Annotated in this window: 15 protein-coding genes; 11 read left to right on the forward strand and 4 right to left on the reverse strand. The window is 70.7% G+C overall.

Annotated features, from left to right (window positions below; translation table 11 throughout):
* Positions 1-46: 46 nt before the first annotated feature.
* Entirely contained in the window at positions 47-526 is a 480-nt protein-coding gene (locus ORV05_RS02815) for an Lrp/AsnC family transcriptional regulator (protein WP_268756890.1), read from the reverse strand.
* Positions 527-597: 71 nt separating this feature from the next.
* Here ORV05_RS02815 and ORV05_RS02820 point away from each other — a divergent pair, with 71 nt between their 5' ends.
* Together ORV05_RS02820 and ORV05_RS02825 are read left to right on the forward strand one after the other, a co-directional pair.
* A complete protein-coding gene (locus tag ORV05_RS02820; RefSeq protein ID WP_268756891.1) occupies positions 598-1,077 on the forward strand; it encodes a DUF2000 domain-containing protein in 480 nt (159 codons plus the stop codon).
* Positions 1,078-1,136: 59 nt separating this feature from the next.
* On the forward strand, positions 1,137-2,054 hold the full coding sequence (locus ORV05_RS02825) for a cation diffusion facilitator family transporter (protein ID WP_268756892.1): 918 nt from the start codon (positions 1,137-1,139) through the stop codon (positions 2,052-2,054).
* Here the strand turns inward: ORV05_RS02825 and ORV05_RS02830 are convergent.
* A complete protein-coding gene (locus ORV05_RS02830; RefSeq protein ID WP_268759666.1) occupies positions 2,018-4,366 on the reverse strand; it encodes a hypothetical protein in 2,349 nt (782 codons plus the stop codon). The genes ORV05_RS02825 and ORV05_RS02830 overlap by 37 nt on opposite strands.
* Positions 4,367-4,459: 93 nt before the next feature.
* Here ORV05_RS02830 and ahcY point away from each other — a divergent pair, with 93 nt between their 5' ends.
* The 8 genes from ahcY (at position 4,460) to secA (ending at position 15,872) form a co-directional block, all read left to right on the forward strand.
* Entirely contained in the window at positions 4,460-5,932 is a 1,473-nt protein-coding gene (gene ahcY, locus ORV05_RS02835; RefSeq protein WP_268756893.1) for an adenosylhomocysteinase, read from the forward strand.
* A gap of 86 nt (positions 5,933-6,018) precedes the next feature.
* Positions 6,019-6,666 (forward strand): dTMP kinase, encoded by a 648-nt coding sequence (locus ORV05_RS02840; RefSeq protein WP_268756894.1) that lies wholly within the window; start codon positions 6,019-6,021, stop codon positions 6,664-6,666.
* A gap of 71 nt (positions 6,667-6,737) precedes the next feature.
* A complete protein-coding gene (gene mtrA, locus ORV05_RS02845) occupies positions 6,738-7,415 on the forward strand; it encodes an MtrAB system response regulator MtrA (RefSeq protein WP_144584960.1) in 678 nt (225 codons plus the stop codon).
* 115 nt (positions 7,416-7,530) lie between these two features.
* Positions 7,531-9,219 carry an MtrAB system histidine kinase MtrB gene (mtrB, locus tag ORV05_RS02850; RefSeq protein ID WP_268756895.1) on the forward strand — a complete coding sequence of 563 codons (1,689 nt, stop codon included), beginning with the start codon at positions 7,531-7,533 and terminating at the stop codon, positions 9,217-9,219.
* Entirely contained in the window at positions 9,216-10,976 is a 1,761-nt protein-coding gene (locus ORV05_RS02855; RefSeq protein ID WP_268756896.1) for an LpqB family beta-propeller domain-containing protein, read from the forward strand. Before mtrB ends, ORV05_RS02855 begins: the two co-directional genes overlap by 4 nt.
* Before the next feature lie 60 nt (positions 10,977-11,036).
* Positions 11,037-11,696, forward strand: coding sequence for a ComF family protein (locus tag ORV05_RS02860; RefSeq protein WP_268759667.1), 660 nt, complete (start codon positions 11,037-11,039; stop codon positions 11,694-11,696).
* A 477-nt stretch (positions 11,697-12,173) separates the two neighbouring features.
* The gene (gene hpf / locus ORV05_RS02865) at positions 12,174-12,857 is read left to right on the forward strand and encodes a ribosome hibernation-promoting factor, HPF/YfiA family (RefSeq protein ID WP_268756897.1); all 684 of its coding nucleotides are present in this window, start codon (positions 12,174-12,176) and stop codon (positions 12,855-12,857) included.
* 189 nt (positions 12,858-13,046) lie between these two features.
* Positions 13,047-15,872 carry a preprotein translocase subunit SecA gene (gene secA / locus ORV05_RS02870; RefSeq protein ID WP_268756898.1) on the forward strand — a complete coding sequence of 942 codons (2,826 nt, stop codon included), beginning with the start codon at positions 13,047-13,049 and terminating at the stop codon, positions 15,870-15,872.
* Between the two features lie 117 nt (positions 15,873-15,989).
* Here secA and ORV05_RS02875 read toward each other — a convergent pair whose 3' ends face one another.
* Positions 15,990-16,445, reverse strand: a complete 456-nt coding sequence (locus tag ORV05_RS02875; RefSeq protein ID WP_268756899.1) for an Rv3235 family protein — start codon at positions 16,443-16,445, stop codon at positions 15,990-15,992.
* Between the two features lie 122 nt (positions 16,446-16,567).
* On the opposite strand from ORV05_RS02875, the gene ORV05_RS02880 reads away from it, so the two are divergent.
* On the forward strand, positions 16,568-16,945 hold the full coding sequence (locus tag ORV05_RS02880; RefSeq protein WP_407652767.1) for an HAD family hydrolase: 378 nt from the start codon (positions 16,568-16,570) through the stop codon (positions 16,943-16,945).
* Here the strand turns inward: ORV05_RS02880 and ORV05_RS02885 are convergent.
* A complete protein-coding gene (locus ORV05_RS02885; RefSeq protein WP_268756900.1) occupies positions 16,923-17,717 on the reverse strand; it encodes a TrmH family RNA methyltransferase in 795 nt (264 codons plus the stop codon). The two genes, ORV05_RS02880 and ORV05_RS02885, sit on opposite strands and share 23 nt — an antisense overlap.
* Positions 17,718-17,724: the final 7 nt, after the last annotated feature.

Consider the following 17,724-nt stretch of genomic DNA (forward strand, 5'->3'; position numbering starts at 1 on the left):
TTGCAGCCTTCTTCTGTCCGGGAGGAGAAAAGGAAGACTAGGACGCCTATCGGGTCCATTTGGTTGCTGTGGGCTCGATCACTCTGCTACGGATGTGCTCGTACACCACGCTCGTGCGCACGTCGGCGACCTCCGGCCGCTGGGTGAGCCGGTCGATGACGAAGGCGTAGAGGCTGTCGTTGTCCGGAACGGCGACGTGCACCAGGAAGTCCTCGCCGCCGGAGACGACGAACACGCCGACGGTCTCCGGCAGCAGCGCCACCCACTCCCGGAAGGCCTCGATCACCGGCCGGGACGGCGGCCGGATGCGCACCGCGATCAGGGCCTGCACGGGGCGGCCGATCTCGGCGAGATCGAGGTCGAGCAGGAAGCCGCGGATGACGCCGCGGTCGCGCATCGAGCGCACGCGTTCCAGCGAGGTCGACGGGGAGACGCCCGTCGCGGCGGCCAGTTCGCGATTGGTCCGTCGTGCGTCGCGCTGCAGTTCCCGCAGGAGCGCCTGATCTAGTTCGTCCAACTCGGCCATAGCCGCCCTTTCGCCGAACAAAATTCGGAGCAGATGGAAACTTCTCCGATCTATGCCTAGCTTCTCGTGCTATGAGCACAGCACATCAGGACATCCTGGCGCTTCTGGCGGAGGACGTTCAGGGGGGAGTGACCACCCGGACCGCGCGGGTGAAGTGGGTGATCGTCGCCGACCAGTCGCTCGGCCCCGGCCTGGTCGCCAATGCCACGGCCTGCCTCGGGGCCGCGGTCGGTGCCGCGCTTCCCGGTCTCCTCGGCGGCGAGGTGGCCGACGGTTCCGGGCAGTCGCACGCCGGCCTGCCGTGGTGCGGCTGCCCCATCCTGGGCGCGGACGCCGAAAAGGTGCGGGCCCTGCACGCCAAGGCCAGGACCCGGGAGGGGATCTTCGTCGCCGGGATGTCGAAGCACGCGCAGGCCAGCCGGTCCTACGAGGAGTACGCCGAAACACTCGGTTCGACTCCCGCCGAAGAACTCAGCTACTACGCGATCAGCCTGGTCGGCCCGCGGAACAAGATCGACAAACTGGTCGGAGGCCTCCCGCTGCTACGCTGACCGGCTCCCTCCCCGTAGGCTGCAAACCGACAAATCGGGATAGCTCAAGGGAGTTCAGCGTGTCGGCAAGCGGTGGAACCAAAGCGATCCTCGCGGCGCTGGGCGCCAACGCCGGTATCGCCGTCGCGAAGTTGGTCGGCTTCCTGTTCACCGGATCGTCCTCGATGCTCGCCGAGTCCGTGCACTCGCTGGCCGACACCTCCAACCAGGGACTGCTGCTCCTCGGCGGCCGGACATCCCGGCGCGCGGCGACCAAGGTCCACCAGTTCGGCTTCGGCCGCGATCGGTACTTCTACTCGTTCGTCGTGGCGCTCATGCTGTTCACCCTTGGTTCGGCGTTCGCGCTGTACGAGGGCATCCACAAGGTCGAGCACCCGGAGCCGCTGAGCACCCCGCTGGTCGCGGTGCTCATCCTGGTGGTGGCGATCGCATTGGAGGGCTACAGCTTCTTCACCGCCATGGGCGAGTCCCGCGAGCTCAAGGGTGAGGCGTCGTGGTGGGGCTTCATCCGCCAGTCGCGCACCCCGGAGCTGCCGGTCGTGCTGCTGGAGGACACCGGCGCCCTGGTCGGCCTGGTGTTCGCGCTCCTCGGCGTGGGCCTGTCGGTGCTCACCGGCGACCCGGTCTGGGACGGCATCGGCACCATCATGATCGGCGTCCTGCTCGGGATCATCGCGATCATCCTGATCGTGGAGATGAAGAGCCTGCTGATCGGCGAGGGCGCCACCGAGCAGGAGCTCGCCACGATCGTCGCCGAACTGACCGGTGGTGGCAGCGTCGAGCGGGTGATCCACATCCGGACCCAGTACCTGGGGCCGGAGGAGATGCTCGTCGCGGCGAAGCTCGCACTGCGCCCGAACCTCGAACTCGCGGAGATCGCCCGTGCCATCGACGAGGCCGAGGCACGGGTGCGGGCCAAGGTGCCCGCGGCGCGGCTGATCTACCTGGAACCGGACCTGGATCGCCAGCTGGTCTGATGGGGCGGGTGCGGGCCCGCTTCGGGGCCGGGCCCCTGCTGGTGGTCCCCGAAGAGCGGCACCTGCTCGCCGAAGGGCCGCGATGCGCGGCCGGGGAATTCCAGCCCCGCCGCCATCGCCACCGCCCGGTCCCACTCCGGATCGGCCTCGTAGTCGTTGTGCCCCAGTACCCCCGGCACCCAGCGCCGGGTCTCCGGCGGGATCCGCAGGGGATCGGGCAGCCAGTGGTCGCCGCCGAGCACGAGCGCGCCACTCGGGCTCTCCTCGGCGGCGTCGAGCGGCCCGACCCCGCCGTCGGGCAGGTAGCCGAAGCCGAGCAGCCTGCCCGCCGCGATCTTGTGCCGCCAGCTGGTCACGCCGCCCCCGAAGATGTCCGTGCCGCGGGCCAGGGCGCGCCACCGGCCGTCCAGCCTGCCGAACAGGGCCGCCAGCGACTGGTGGGGCAGCACGGCGGGGAAGGCGCGCTGGTAACCCCACTGCAGTGGTGAACCGACCGTGAGCAGGCCGACCCGTTCGCGGTCGGCCGGGGGCAGGCCGTGCACCAACCGGGCCGTGGCGATGAGTGCGAGCAGGCTGCCCACGTTGTGCCCGCACAGCACCACGCGCGTGTTGCGCTCGGCGAGGTGCTCCTTCGCGCGCGCCGCGAGTTCGGGCACCACCTTGAGCGCGTAGCACGGCGGAACCGCCGGGTGCGCCGCCCGGGGCCAGAAGCAGACCAGATCGGCGAGGGCACCGAGGTGGCGGTTGCGCCCGGGTTTCGTGGCCGCCGTGTACACCACGCGCAGCAGGCCCGCCGCCATCGTGCCGAGCGCGAACACCCCGGCCGCGGACAGCGGGTCGAGCCAGTGCGGGACGGCGTGCAGCACGAACCGGGCGACAAGCAGCGCGGCCGCCCCCAGCGACATGCCCGCCACCACGCCGACCGCGAGGTGGTGCAGATGCCGCCGTTCCCAGGCGGACCGGGCCCAGGCCGCGGCGGCGCGCTTGTGCTCGGCCGGGTTGTCCTGGAGCAGGCGCACGATGTCCGGCACCCCTTGCCGCCGTCGCCGCCACGGCACCGCGATCGCGAACCCGAGCAGGCCGAGCGCCAGTGCGAGGACCAGGCCCGCCCCCCACAGCATGGTCACCGGGCGGTAGCTGTCGGGCAGGCGCAGCGAGGACGCGCCGGACAGGCGGCGCAGCGCGATCGCCAGCCCCGCGCCGAACCCGCCGCCGAGCAGCACCGCCAGCGCCAGCGCGGGGGCGGCGGCCCAGCCGCCCAGCCACGGCCGCAACCGCCGGGGCAGGGTGCGCCAGGTGCGGCGCGCGAACAGGGCGGCGGGCACGAGCAGGAGCGAGAACAGCACGGAGACCGCCAGCAGGGCGGCGCCGATCGCCTGCACCGTCGCGTCCGAACCGGCGGGCAGGCGGGGTTTGAGCGCGAGCACCGCCAGGCCCACCAGCCAGGCGAACCCGAGCAGGCCGCGGCGGGCTCCCTTCGGCACTTCTCGAACGCCGGTAGCCGCGGTGAGCAGCGCCGCCAGCACCAGCGCGAGCGCGCAGATCCACAGGCCAAGCCGAGGCGGGTCCTCCGGCGGGCGCAGCGGGCCGCCCAGCGCCAGCAGCGCGACCGTGGCCAGCGCCGCCACCGTGTGCAGGCACCGCAGCACCGGCGAATCGGCCCCGCCGCGCACCGCGTCCCCGGGCAGCGTGTCGCTGTGGGGCGCGACGTCGGCCGAGGTCACCGTCCAGTTGCTGCCCGAGATCCGGTACAGCACGAAGATCACCAGCAGCAGTGGCAGCAGGCCTGCGGCCACCCGCAGCACCGGCGGCTCGCGCAACTTTTCCGGCACCACAGGCAGGCAGTGCGACCCGGGGGCCAGGCACTGCGAGGCGAACAGGTCGAGCGCGATCACCGCGAGCTGCCCGACCAGCAGCATGGTGAGCAGCAGTGCCGCCATCCGCAGCAGGCCCCGGCACGCCCCGCCCAGCGCGGCCGCGAACCGGCTGCCCTCGGGGACCGGGGGCAGCATCCAGTGCGCCACGTTCGCCAGTGAGAAGGGGAACAGCAGCGCCCAGGCCGCCTTCGCCGCTCCGCCCGAGGTCATCCCGCTCCACAGGTACCCTTCGAGGGTGCGCGGCACGGAGCGGCCCAGCGCGCGCAGAACCGGGCCCGGCGCCGGTCGGCGCAGCCGGTCGGACGGGCGGATCACCCGGCCGAGCCCGTCCCCCGCGACCTCCACCGTGTTGACCGTGTCCAGCAGGGACTCCCCGGTCGTCCCGGTGAAGCCCGGCACGCGCAACTCGACGACTCGGGTCTCGGGGCCGGGGATCGGCACGGGGACGCCTCCTCATTTCGCGGTTGTTCGCTGCGGAACGGACAACGGTACTGTTCAGGTGTCGCCGATTCATGGAGGAAATGCCTGATGACCCCCGAAAGCGTTGCCAAGCGGCACGACACTCGTAACGGTGTGGAGTTCGCCGTGGCCGATCTCGAGCTGGCCGACTTCGGCCGCAAGGAGATCCGGCTGGCCGAGCACGAAATGCCGGGGCTGATGGCGTTGCGGCGGGAGTACGCGGAGGTGTACCCCCTGCGGGGGGCGCGCGTGTCGGGCTCGCTGCACATGACGGTGCAGACGGCGGTGCTGATCGAGACCCTCGTCGCCCTCGGTGCCGAGGTCCGGTGGGCGTCCTGCAACATCTTCTCCACCCAGGACCACGCCGCGGCCGCGGTCGTGGTGGGGCCGCACGGGACGGCCGAGGCGCCTGGCGGCGTGCCGGTGTTCGCGTGGAAGGGCGAGTCGCTCGAGGAGTACTGGTGGTGCACGGAGCGGGCGCTGACCTGGGAGGGTGAGGGCCCGAACATGATCCTCGACGACGGTGGCGACGCGACCATGCTGGTGCACCGGGGCACGCAGTACGAGAAGGCCGGCGTGGTGCCCACCCCCGAGGACGACGACTCGGAGGAGTGGAAGGTCTTCCTCGAGCTGCTGCGCGAGTCGCTCGCGGCCTCGCCGGGCAAGTGGACCGCGATCGGCGAGGGCATCCGCGGTGTCACCGAGGAGACCACGACCGGTGTGCTGCGGCTGTACCAGCTCGCGGCCGCGGGCGAGCTGCTCTTCCCGGCCATCAACGTCAACGACGCGGTGACGAAGTCGAAGTTCGACAACCGGTACGGCATCCGGCACTCGCTGATCGACGGCATCAACCGGGGCACCGATGTGCTCATCGGCGGCAAGGTCGCGGTCGTCTGCGGCTACGGCGATGTCGGTAAGGGTGCTGCGGAATCGCTGTCCGGGCAAGGGGCCCGGGTGGTCGTGACGGAGATCGACCCCATCTGCGCCCTCCAGGCGACGATGGACGGCTACCAGGTCAAGACGCTCGAATCGGCGCTGCCGGAGGCCGACATCATCATCACCACGACCGGTAACAAGGACGTGGTGCTGGTCGAGCACATGGCGCGGATGAAGCACCAGACGATCGTGGGCAACATCGGTCACTTCGACAACGAGATCGACATGGCCGGGCTGACCCGCTACCCGGGCATCCGGCGGGTGAACATCAAGCCCCAGGTGGACGAGTGGGTCTTCCCGGACGGGCACTCGATCCTGGTGCTGTCCGAGGGCAGGCTGCTGAACCTGGGCAACGCGACCGGGCACCCGAGCTTCGTGATGTCGAACAGCTTCTCCAACCAGGTGATCGCGCAGATCGAGCTGTTCACCAAGCACGAGGAGTACGACAAGGAGGTCTACCGGCTGCCCAAGAAGCTGGACGAGAAGGTCGCCCGCATCCACCTGCAGGCGCTGGGCGGCGAGCTGACCAAGCTGACCAAGGAGCAGGCCGAGTACATCGACGTCGACGTCGAAGGCCCCTTCAAGCCCGACCACTACCGCTACTGACCCCGGGCTCGTAGCGAAGCGGCACTCTGACGCAGGCGCTGGGTCTGCCCGCGACCGTCGCGGGCAGACCCGTAATCTCTGGGGCCGTGGGTCGACTCGTGGTCATCGAAGGGCTGGACGGGGCGGGCAAGCGCACCCTGTCCGAGGGGCTGACGAAGGCGTTGCACGCGCAGGGTGCGAGCGTCGCGACGCTCGCCTTCCCCCGCTACGGCCGCAGTGTGTACGCGGATCTGGTGCGCGAGGCGCTGCATCGCGGTCATGGTGACCTCGCCGACTCGGTCTACGGCATGGCGATGCTCTACGCCCTCGACCGGCGGGGCGCCCTGGGCGAGATCACGGGCGCCCTCGAACGCCACGACGTGCTGCTGCTCGACCGCTACGTGTCGTCCAATGCCGCCTACGGGGCCGCCCGCCTGCATCAGGACGCACACGGCGAGTTCGTCGCCTGGTTGAAGGAACTGGAGATCGACCGGTTCGGCCTGCCGGTGCCGGACCTCCAGCTCCTGCTGCGGGTCACCCCCGAGGTGGCCGCCGCGCGGGCCGAGCACCGTGCCCGGTCCGAATCGGACCGGGCGAAGGACTCCTTCGAATCCGACGACGCGCTCCAGGCCCGGTGCGCCCACGTGTACGACGAGCTGGCGGGGGAATCCTGGCTGTCGGAGTGGCGGGTCGTGGACGGCACGGCCGCTTTCGACCCCGCCGAACTGAGCCGGTGGCTCGTCCATCCGGGCTAAGGGCCGTCGATCTCGCCTGCCGAAACCGGGCCGGGCGTCACGAACGGTGTCCCAAGTGCGAATATGTGGTCATGAAGGCACGTGTCTTGGTGGTCGACGACGACCCCGCGCTCGCGGAGATGCTCACCATCGTGCTGCGCGGGGAGGGTTTCGATACCGCTGTCGTGGCCGACGGCTCCCGGGCGCTGCCCGCACTGCGGGAGCTCAAACCCGACCTGGTCCTGCTGGACCTGATGCTGCCCGGCATGAACGGGATCGACGTCTGCAAGGCGATCCGGGCCGAATCGGGCGTACCCATCGTGATGCTGACCGCCAAGAGCGACACCGTCGACATCGTGCTCGGCCTCGAGTCCGGGGCGGACGACTACGTCGTCAAGCCCTTCAAGCCGAAGGAACTGGTCGCCAGGGTGCGTGCCCGGTTGCGCCGGACCGAGGCGGAGCCCGCCGAATCACTGACCATCGGTGATCTCACCATCGACGTGCCGGGCCACGAGGTCACGCGCGAGGGCAAGGCGATCCCGCTCACGCCGTTGGAGTTCGACCTGCTCGTCGCGCTGGCGCGCAAGCCGCGGCAGGTGTTCACCCGCGAGGTCCTGCTCGAGCAGGTGTGGGGATACCGGCACGCCGCCGACACCCGCCTGGTCAACGTGCACGTGCAGCGGCTGCGGTCGAAGGTGGAGAAGGATCCCGAGCATCCCGAGGTCGTCCTGACCGTACGCGGCGTTGGATACAAGGCGGGTCCCCCGTAAGAAAGCATGACGTGGACAACGTGACCTTGGTACGCAGGCCGGGTGCGGGACGCGCGGGGGTACCGTTCGTCCCGCCTGTCCGCCTGCGCTCGTTCGCCTGCGCGGTGGCGGTGGGATGAAGCCGCGGCTGAGGGACCTGGTGGTCCGGTTGGTGCGCCTGGCCCGTCGCGTCGGCGGCTACGCCCGCGGCCGGATGGTCGCGGGCGGTGTGCTGTGGCGGCGTTCGCTCCAGTTCCGGGTCACGGTGTCCACGCTCGCGCTGTCCTCGTCGGTGGTGTTCATCCTGGGCATGGTGCTGCAGCACCAGATCACCAGCAGGCTGACCGAGACCAAGCAGCAGGCCGCGATCGCGCAGACCCTGCAGGTGGTGGCGACGGCGCAGAAGGAACTGGTCGGCATCAGCGATCAGGACGCGCTGCCCGACCGCCTGCAGAACGTGGTCAGGAAGATCACGAGCAGCTCCACCGACGACGGGTCGGGCTCCTCGGCCGCGGGCGCCTTCGAACCGGTGCTCACCGCGGGCGGCAGCAATTCCACCGACTCGGCCGGGCCGATCTGGAAGGTGCCCGAAGGGCTGCAGCGCTTCGCCGAGGCGAACCAGGTGGCCCACCAGATCCACACGGTGGACGACAACGGCACGCGCACCACGTACCTGATGGTCGGCGCGCCCGTCACCAGCACCGGCCGTCCGATCCAGCTCTACCTGCTGTTCCCCATGACGGCCGAGCAGAACACGCTGACCACGGTGCAGAACACGATGCTGGTCGGGGGGCTCGTGCTGCTGGTGCTGCTGGCAGGCATCAGCAACCTGGTCACCCGCCAGGTGGTGCGGCCGGTGCGGCAGGCGGCCGCCGCGGCGGCCCGGTTCGCGGGCGGGGAGCTGGATGAACGGCTCCCGGTGACCGGCGAGGACGATCTGTCCCGCCTTGCCGTGTCGTACAACGAGATGGCGGCGAGCATCCAGCGGCAGATCCGGCAGCTCGAGGAGTTCGGCACGCTGCAACGGCGGTTCACCTCGGACGTCTCCCACGAGCTGCGGACCCCGCTGACCACGGTGCGGATGGCGGCGGACGTCCTGCACGCCTCGCGCGAGCAGTTCCCGGCCGGGCTGGCCCGCTCCACCGAGTTGCTGGTGGACGAGCTGGACCGGTTCGAAGCGCTGCTCGGGGACCTGCTCGAGATCAGCAGGCTGGACGCCGGGGTCGAGGAGCTGGCGGCGGAAGTGATCGACGTGGCGCCGGTCGCGCGCCGGGCGGTCGAACAGGTCCGGGTGCTGGCGGGCAACGCGGGCAGCGAGATCGAGCTCGACCTGCCCGAGGAGGAGACGCCTGCCGAGATCGACGCGCGCCGCGTCGAACGGATCCTGCGGAACCTGCTGGCCAACGCGGTCGACCACAGCGAGGGCCGCCCGGTGCGGGTCACCCTGCGCGCCACCGAGCACGCGGTCGCGATCACCGTGCGCGACTACGGCGTGGGCCTGCGCCCCGGCGAGGCCGATCTCGTGTTCAACCGGTTCTGGCGGGCGGACCCCTCACGCAACCGGCGCACCGGCGGAACCGGGCTGGGCCTGGCGATCAGCCACGAGGACGCGCGGCTGCACGGCGGGCAGCTGGCGGCCTGGGGTGCGCCCGGCCAGGGAGCCTGCTTCCGGCTGGTCCTGCCCCGGCGTCAGGGGGAGCCGTTCGAGGAGAGCCCGCTGCCGCTGGTCCCGGCCGACGCGGTTTCCTCCGGGGCCGCGAACATCGGTTCCGGTGCCGACTACACGATCACCTTTGCCGAGCTCCGCAAGGAGGACGTCGGGTGAACCGGACACGCCGAACCACCGTGGTTCGCCTGCTGGCGGCACTGGTGGGGGTCCTGCTCGTGGCGGGCTGCGCCACGCTGCCCGATGAGTCGCAGCCCGCCGCGGTGCCGCAGCAGGAACTCGGGCAGATCACCAACCCGGATCTCCAGCAGCCCCCGCATGACCTCGACCCGCTGACCATCGTGCGCGACTTCGTCCGCGCCAGCGCCCAGCCGATCGGCAACAACGCGGCGGCCCGCATGTACCTCGACGACGCCGCGGTCAAGTCGTGGCAGCCGTCGAAGGTCATGAACGTGATCGAGGACCAGTTCAACACCGTGTACGCGACGGGGGGCGACCAGCCCGCCGGCCCGAACGACGTGGTGGTCGTCGTGCGGGGGACGGCGCTGGGCACCCTCGACGCGGACAGCTCCTTCATCCCGTCCCGGAGCACCTACGAGCTGAAGCTGCTGGTGCGCAAGCAGACCGACGGCCAGTGGCGCATCGTGAACCCACCCGCGGGCATGGTGGTGCCCTACAGCGATTTCACCGCCAACTACGTGCGCGTGCCGATCTACTTCTTCGCCCCGGACTCCACCACGATCGTGCCGGACCTGCGGTATGTGGCGGGTAAACCGCAGTCGGGACTGCCCGCGCGCGTGATGTCGCTGCTGCTGGCCGGGCCGTCGGACCAGCTGGTCGGCGCCGTGCGCAATCCGCTGCCGGAGGACGCCGCGATCGAGGGGAACGTGGTCAACACCCCCGACGGCGCGCTGGTGGTGCCGCTGGCCGGGGTCGGTGACCAGACCCCGGAGGCGAAGAAGCTGATCGCGGCCCAGATCGTGCTGTCGTTGCAGGCGGTGACGACCAACCGCATCCGGCTGTTGTCCGACGGCGTGCCGCTGGTGGAAGGCCATGAGGACTGGCTGTTCACCGACGTGCCGTCCTACACCTCACTGGCCTCGCCGAGCGCGGACCAGGCGGGGTTGATGACCTCCGGCGGCCGGATCCGGTCCCTGGCCGACGGGGCCCCGATCCCCGGCCCCGCCGGACAGGGCAACTACCAGGTGGCCAGTGCCGCCCAGTCGATCGACGGCAAGCAGCTGGCGATCGTGGAGAACCTGGGCGGCAGGCAGCAACTGCGGATCGGCCCGTTCGGCGGGCAGGCGCAGCCGGTGGACCTGTTCGGCGGCACCCTGACCCGGCCGACGTGGCGGCCCACCACGACCGCCGACGGCACCGCGGGCGAGGTGTGGACGGTGGTGGACGGGCAGTCGGTCGTGCGGGTCGCGAGAACCCCGGACGGCGGGTGGACCGGGCAGGCGGTCAACGCCGAGGAGGTGCTCGCGGTCGGCTCGATCAGCGCGCTGCGCCTGTCCCGGGACGGCGCCCGTGCCGCACTGGTGGTCAACGGGCAGTTACTGGTCGCATCTGTGGTGCGCACGCAGGATTCGGTGACGCTGCGCAGTCCCCGGATCCTGGGGGTGGGCGCGCTCAGCGGTGTGGTGGATGTGGACTGGCTCAGCCAGGACAGCCTCGTGGCCGCCACGACCATGCCTTCCCAGCCGGTGGTGAAGGTGCCGATCGACGGGCTGCGGCTGGACGCGTTCAACAGTTCGAACCTGACCCCGCCGGTGTACGCGATCACCGCCGCGCCGGGACGGCCGATCGTGGTCGCGGACTCCGGGGGACTGTGGACGGCCTCGGACGTCGGGGAGGTCTGGCGCCCGCATCCGCACAGCGTCGGCTCCCACGTGGCCCCCTTCTACCCCGGCTGACCGGCACTTTCGCGGCAGCGCGGAACTGTCGGTGGGGACCGGCATCATGGCCTCGTGAGCCTGGGGAAACAAGTTCTGGATCTGCTGTTGCCGTCGGTGTGCGCGGGCTGCGGCACTCCGGGAGCCGCCTGCTGCGCGGAGTGCCTGGCCGGGTTTTCCCGTCCGGAGCCGGTCCCGCGCGGACCGACGGCGGGACTGGCACCGGTCTACGCGCTCGCCCGCTATCGCGATCACGCCCGCCGCTTGGTGCTCGCCTACAAGGAGCGTGGACGGCGTGATCTGGCTCCGCCGCTCGGCGGTGCCCTCGCCGCCGTACTGCCCGAGCTCCCGCCCGCCCGGCCTGATCGTCACGGAACGTGGTGGCTGGTCCCGGTGCCCTCCCGGCGCAGCGCCTCCCGGGTCCGCGGCGGTCCCCACCTGACTCGCCTTGCCCGGGCCTGCGCGACGGCGCTCGCGGCGCGGGGGCACGGCGCGGCCGTGGCGCCGGCGCTCCGCCTGGCGGCCGGGGCCCGTGACGCGGTCGGGCTGGACCGCGCGCGCCGCGCGGCGAACCTCGCCGGGCGGTTGCGGCTCGACCCGCGGGGCCTGCCGCCGCGCTCCACTCCCGTGGTCCTCCTTGATGATGTGGTGACGACGGGGGTGACCGCGGCGGCGTGCGGCCGAGCACTGGTCACGTCCGGTTTCCCGGTCGTTCTGGTGCTCACCCTCACGGCCGTCTGACCCACCCGGCTCACCCGAAAAGGTGATTATTTCGGGAACGGCAGCGGCCCCGGGGCCGTTGTCCGGGCATGAGGCCGTCCCCGGAAGAACCACCGCCACCGCACCGCTGGGCGGGAGCGCGGAAGGCGCCGGGCAGGCCCGTTCCGCGGCGCCCGATGTCCTGGAAACCGGCCCGATGCGAAGACGCTTTCGTGACCTTGGCCCGCCCGCGGTTCCCGCTGCCGCCGGTGGCGGGGCGGTCGTCGCGGACACCGATCGTGAAGATCGTCCGGCCCGGTACTCCCCCGGGCGCGGGGACTGGTTTGGCGGGCGTGGCCCCGCTAACGTGCAGCGCTATAGCGATTCCGCGGCAGGGAGGTGAACAGCCGATGACCCTGGGGCCGACGGAACCGTAATTCTCCGTCACGGAGCGGCGTCGGCGCCCCTTTCGATTCTCCGAAGAGCTCGAACTCATCCTTGCAGTGAGGGAGGTCGTGTATGGACATCGTCGTCAAAGGTCGCAACGTGGAGGTGCCCGACCACTACCGGACGCACGTGGGCAGCAAGCTCGAGCGTCTGGAGCGTTACGACAAGAAGGTCTTCCACTACGACGTGGAGCTCTTCCACGAACCGAACCGGCGGCAGGCCAAGAACTGCCAGCGCGTGGAGATCACCGCGCGGGGCCGCGGACCCGCGGTTCGGGCGGAGGCCACCGCGGGCGACTTCTACGCCGCCCTGGACGTCGCGGTGAGCAAGCTGGAAGGCCGGCTGCGCAAGATGCACGACCGGCGCCGTGTGCACTACGGCCGCCGTTGCCCCGAGTCGGTCGCCGAAGCCACCGGGCAGGTGGCCGCCGGCGCCGCCGCGGGCGGCAGGCCCGCCGCGCGCACCGCCGTGCTGGAGGCTCCGGCCCCCGCCGAGGCGGAACTGGCCACCGGGATGACCAGCGCGTCGGAACTCGACCTACCCATGCCCCGAGGGGACGAGGCGATCGACTACCAGCCCGGTCGCGTCGTGCGCGAGAAGCACCATCCCGCGAAACCCATGAGCATCGACCAGGCCCTCTACGAGATGGAACTGGTCGGGCACGACTTCTATCTCTTCCATGACGCCGACGCCGACCTGCCGAGCGTCGTCTACCGGCGGAAGGGCTTCGACTACGGGGTGATCAGACTCGGCTGAGCCCTGGTGGAAAAGGCCCGTGCGTGGGACACGTACGGGCCTTTTCGTCGTTTAAACACCGACGTGCGTGCACGTCGGGACCCTCCTTCCCTACGATGGGGGCAGCGCGCGATCCGCACGAGGGGTCGTGTTCGGCATGGCCCGGGGCACGCCTGGGCGCTCATCGGAGAAGCTAGTGAGGTCGACCGGATGGTTCTCAACCGCCTGCTCCGCGCGGGCGAGGGCAAGATGCTCAAGCGGCTGCGCAACATCGCCGACCACATCAACTCCCTCGAAGACGAGGTGAAGGACCTCTCCGACGCAGACCTGCGGGCGAAGACCGACGAGTTCCGGCAGCGGCACAACGACGGCGAGTCGCTCGACGCCCTGTTGCCCGAGGCCTTCGCGGTGGCCAGGGAGGCGGCCAGGAGGGTGCTCGGCCAGCGGCACTACGACGTCCAGCTGATGGGTGGCGCCGCGCTGCACCTCGGCCAGGTTGCGGAGATGAAGACCGGTGAAGGCAAGACGCTGACCTCGGTGCTGCCCGCGTACCTGAACGCGATCTCGGGCAAGGGCGTGCACCTGGTCACCACGAACGACTACCTGGCCCGCCGCGACGCGGAGTGGATGGGCCGCGTGCACCGCTTCCTCGGGCTCACCGTCGGCGCGATCCTGTCCGAGCTGCCGCCCGACCAGCGGCGCGAGGCCTACCACGCCGACATCACCTACGGCACCAACAACGAGTTCGGCTTCGACTACCTGCGCGACAACATGGCCTGGACGCTGGACGACTGCGTGCAGCGCGGCCACAACTTCGCCATCGTCGACGAGGTCGACTCGATCCTCATCGACGAGGCGCGCACCCCGCTGATCATCTCCGGCCCGGCCGAGCAGTCGGCGCGCTGGTACCTGGAGTTCGCGCGCATGTCGCCGCTGATGAAGCGGGACGCGCACTACGAGGTCGACGAGCGCAAGCGCACCGTCGGTGTCACCGAGAAGGGTGTCGCCTTCGTCGAGGACCAGCTCGGCATCGACAACCTGTACGAGGCCGCGAACACCCCGCTGGTCGGCTACCTGAACAACGCGCTGAAGGCCAAGGAGCTGTACAAGCGCGACAAGGACTACATCGTCCGCAACGGTGAAGTGATCATCGTGGACGAGTTCACCGGGCGCATCCTGCACGGCCGCCGCTACAACGAGGGCATGCACCAGGCGATCGAGGCCAAGGAAGGCGTCGAGATCAAGGCGGAGAACCAGACCCTCGCCACGATCACGCTGCAGAACTACTTCCGGCTCTACGACAAGCTTTCCGGCATGACCGGTACCGCCGAGACCGAGGCGGCCGAGTTCCACCAGACCTACAAGCTGGGCGTGGTGCCGATCCCGCCGAACCGGGCGATGGTCCGCAAGGACCAGACCGACCTGATCTACAAGAGCGAAGAGGCCAAGTTCGAGGCCGTCGCCGACGACATCGCCGAGCGCAACGAGGCCGGGCAGCCGGTGCTGGTGGGTACCACCAGCGTCGAGAAGTCCGAGTACCTGTCGAAGCTGCTGGTGAAGCGGGGCGTGCCGCACGAGGTGCTGAACGCGAAGTACCACGATCGTGAGGCGCTGATCGTGGCGCGGGCCGGGCGCAAGGGCGCGGTCACGGTGGCCACCAACATGGCGGGCCGCGGTACCGACATCGTGCTTGGCGGGAACCCGGACATCATCGCCGACGAGCGGCTGCGTGAGCGCGGCCTCGACCCGGTGGAGCACTCGGAGGCCTACGAGACGGCGTGGCCGAGCGTGCTCGAAGAGGTCAAGGCCGAGGTGAAGGCCGAGGCCGAGGAGGTGCGCGACGCCGGCGGCCTGTACGTGCTGGGCACCGAGCGGCACGAGTCCCGCCGTATCGACAACCAGTTGCGCGGCCGCGCCGGCCGCCAGGGCGACCCGGGTGAGTCGCGGTTCTACCTGTCGCTGGGCGACGAACTCATGCGCCGGTTCAACGCCACCATGGTCGAGCGCGTGATGACCACCATGCGCCTGCCCGACGACCAGCCGATCGACCACAAGATGGTCTCGCGCGCGATCAAGAGCGCGCAGACCCAGGTCGAGCAGCAGAACATGGAGATCCGCAAGAACGTCCTCAAGTACGACGAGGTCATGAACGAGCAGCGCAAGGTGATCTACGCCGAGCGCCGCCGTGTGCTGGAGGGCGAGGACCTCAGCGAGCAGATGCACAACATGCTGACCGACGTGGTGACGGCCTACGTCGAGGGTGCGACCGCCGACGGCTACGCCGAGGACTGGGACCACGAGAAGCTGTGGACCGCGCTGAAGCAGCTGTACCCGGTGTCGATCACCTGGGAGCAACTGGTCGAGGAGGACGAGGACCTCAGCTCCGAGTTCCTGCTCGACCAACTGCTCGCGGACGCGCAGGAGGCCTACGCACGCCGTGAGGCGGAAATCGACGCGAAGGTCGGCGAGGGCGCGATGCGCCAGCTCGAACGGCAGGTTCTGCTGTCGGTTCTCGACCGGAAGTGGCGCGAGCACCTCTACGAGATGGACTACCTCAAGGAGGGCATCGGTCTGCGGGCGATGGCCCAGCGCGATCCGCTGATCGAGTACCAGCGCGAGGGCTTCGAGATGTTCACCGCGATGCTCGACTCGCTGAAGGAGGAGGCCGTCGGCTTCCTGTTCAACCTGCAGGTCGAGGCGGCCGTGGCGGAGCCGACAACGGCCCCGGCCGCGTCGGCGGTGCCCGCCGCTGCTGCCGCGCCCGCCGAAGGGCGGCACGCGCACCCGACGCCGCCGCAGCCGGCGGTGGAAGAGCCGCGCGAGTCGGTGCCGACAGCGCTGCGCGGCAAGGGCCTCGGCAACGGCCATGAGCAGCAGGGCCTGACCTTCTCCGGTCCCGCCGAACAGGGCGGGGTCGCTTCGCGGGGCGAGGCCGCCAAGTCCGCGGCCCGGACCGGCGCCGGTGACGGCTCGCGCCGCGAGCGGCGGGCCGCCGCCCGCGCCCAGGCGAAGAAGGGCAAGAAGGGCAACCGCTGACCGGTGCCCCGCCGGGGCGCCCTTGGTGGTCCCGTGATGTTGAGCAAGGTGGATTTGCTACGGGCCATCCGTAGCAAATCCACCTTGCTGCGTTCTGCCCGGCTGCGGGGTCGGTGCTCAGGTCCGGGAACGGCGTGGGCGCACGAGGTCGAAGAAGGTGCACCGCCATCCGGTTTCGGTGCGCTCGAACCGGGCGGTGACGGCGAAGGCGCGCGAAGGGGTGTGGGCGGTGCCACACGCCTCGTAGATCCTCGGCGAGAGGCGGCAGCCGCGCAGGCTCCTGAGCGTGAACCGGGCCTCCTTGAGGGGCGGCAGCAGCGCGAGCCTGCGGTACAGCCGCGGATGCGTAAGGCCCTGCAACTGGCTCACCGGCCGCCGTCCACTGCGCGCGTCGAGGATCGCCTCCAGCGCCGCTCGGATCTGGGTGGGTGCCGAGTGGTCCTCGCCGTCATGGCCGCGCGGCTGCTCCCGGCGCCCAGGCCCCAGTGCCAAGGCCAGTTGTCCGCCGTGGTCGGCGGGGGCGGCCCTTTGTTCGAGTGGTTCGTACGGTTTGAGCGGCTTCAACGCCCGCATGCGATTCCCCCCGTTGTCCGGATCGTTCCGCCGTTAAGAGCGGACGAGAGGGACCATTCGGGCAAACTGCCCCCGAACCGGTGAAACCCGCTGGCCAGTAGGGTCGTCTGGTGGATGTGGGTATGGGGCTGGTGGTCGACTACGCGGGCGTGCTGACCGACCCGGGTGCGGGGGAGTTGTTCGAGGCCATCAAGGCGTTGCGGAATCGGGGCGTGCGTACGGCGCTGCTGTCGAACGCTCCCGGCGGCGGCACCGTGACGACCGTGCTCGCCCGGTACTTCGACGAACTCGTCTTCTCCGGTGAGGTCGGCGTGGCCAAGCCGGACGCGCGGGTCTACCTGCTGACCGCGGCCCGGCTCGGGGTGCCCGTCGAGGCCTGTGTGTTCGTCGACGATTCGCGGCCGAACGTGGCGGGGGCGGTGGCCGCCGGCATGGTGGGGGTGCACCACACCACCGTGCCCGGCACGCTCGCCGAGCTCAGCGTGCTGTTTTCCGCCTGACCACCTCGAAGCACAGCACGGCCGCGGCCGCGGCCACGTTGAGCGACTCGACCTCGCCGGGCATCGGGATGGTGAGCCGCCCGGTCAGCAGGCCGGCGACCTCGGGGGAGATCCCGGCGGTTTCACCGCCGAGCACGAACGCGGCCCGTTCCGGCAGTTCGGCCTGGAACAGCGCTTCGCCGCCCGCGGCTCCGAGCCCGTAGAGCCGGTAACCGGCGTCGGTGAGCAGGCCCGCGGCCTCGGCCGCGGTCGCGCACCGCAGTACCGGGGCCCGGAACGCCACTCCCGCCGAAGCCTTCACGACCAGCGGATCGAGTGCCGCGACCCCGCGCCGGGGGACCACCACCCCGCCGATCCCGGCGGCGGTCGCGGTACGCAGGATCATCCCGACGTTGGCCGGAGTGGTGATCCCGTCGAGCAGCAGCACCGTGGCGGGCAGCGGCGCCGAGGACAGTGCGGCCGTCAGCGGGCGCATCCGGGGCGCCACCACGTCGGCCAGCACGCCCTGGTCCTGCTTGCCGTTGCCTGCCAGCACCTTCACCCGGTGCGCGCTGGCCCGCTGCACCTGGACCCCGGCGGTCCGCGCGGCGCGCTGGATCGCGGCGGCGCCCTCGCCCCGGGCGGTGTCGGCGAGGATCACCTTGTCCACGTGCAGCGCCGGGTCGCCGAGCGCCTCCAGTACCGGCTTGCGGCCGTAGACGGTGAGAAATCGGTCCTTCGGGGACACGGTGTCATTGGAGTCGTCTCGCACCACACCAGTACAGCAGGGCATCCGTTTC

Source organism: Amycolatopsis cynarae, from assembly GCF_026802195.1.
In the GTDB taxonomy this organism is placed as follows: Bacteria; Actinomycetota; Actinomycetes; order Mycobacteriales; family Pseudonocardiaceae; genus Amycolatopsis_E; species Amycolatopsis_E rhizosphaerae.

What these genes read in the sequence shown, in the direction of transcription:
- mtrA (WP_144584960.1), top strand. Translation starts at nt 6,738, where the DNA reads ATGAAGGCACGTGTCTTGGTGGTCGACGACGACCCCGCGCTCGCGGAG.
- ahcY (WP_268756893.1), top strand. Translation starts at nt 4,460, where the DNA reads ATGACCCCCGAAAGCGTTGCCAAGCGGCACGACACTCGTAACGGTGTG.
- ORV05_RS02885 (WP_268756900.1), bottom strand. Translation starts at nt 17,717, where the DNA reads ATGCCCTGCTGTACTGGTGTGGTGCGAGACGACTCCAATGACACCGTG.
- mtrB (WP_268756895.1), top strand. Translation starts at nt 7,531, where the DNA reads ATGAAGCCGCGGCTGAGGGACCTGGTGGTCCGGTTGGTGCGCCTGGCC.
- ORV05_RS02815 (WP_268756890.1), bottom strand. Translation starts at nt 526, where the DNA reads ATGGCCGAGTTGGACGAACTAGATCAGGCGCTCCTGCGGGAACTGCAG.
- ORV05_RS02880 (WP_407652767.1), top strand. Translation starts at nt 16,568, where the DNA reads ATGGGGCTGGTGGTCGACTACGCGGGCGTGCTGACCGACCCGGGTGCG.
- ORV05_RS02820 (WP_268756891.1), top strand. Translation starts at nt 598, where the DNA reads ATGAGCACAGCACATCAGGACATCCTGGCGCTTCTGGCGGAGGACGTT.
- ORV05_RS02875 (WP_268756899.1), bottom strand. Translation starts at nt 16,445, where the DNA reads ATGCGGGCGTTGAAGCCGCTCAAACCGTACGAACCACTCGAACAAAGG.
- hpf (WP_268756897.1), top strand. Translation starts at nt 12,174, where the DNA reads ATGGACATCGTCGTCAAAGGTCGCAACGTGGAGGTGCCCGACCACTAC.
- secA (WP_268756898.1), top strand. Translation starts at nt 13,047, where the DNA reads ATGGTTCTCAACCGCCTGCTCCGCGCGGGCGAGGGCAAGATGCTCAAG.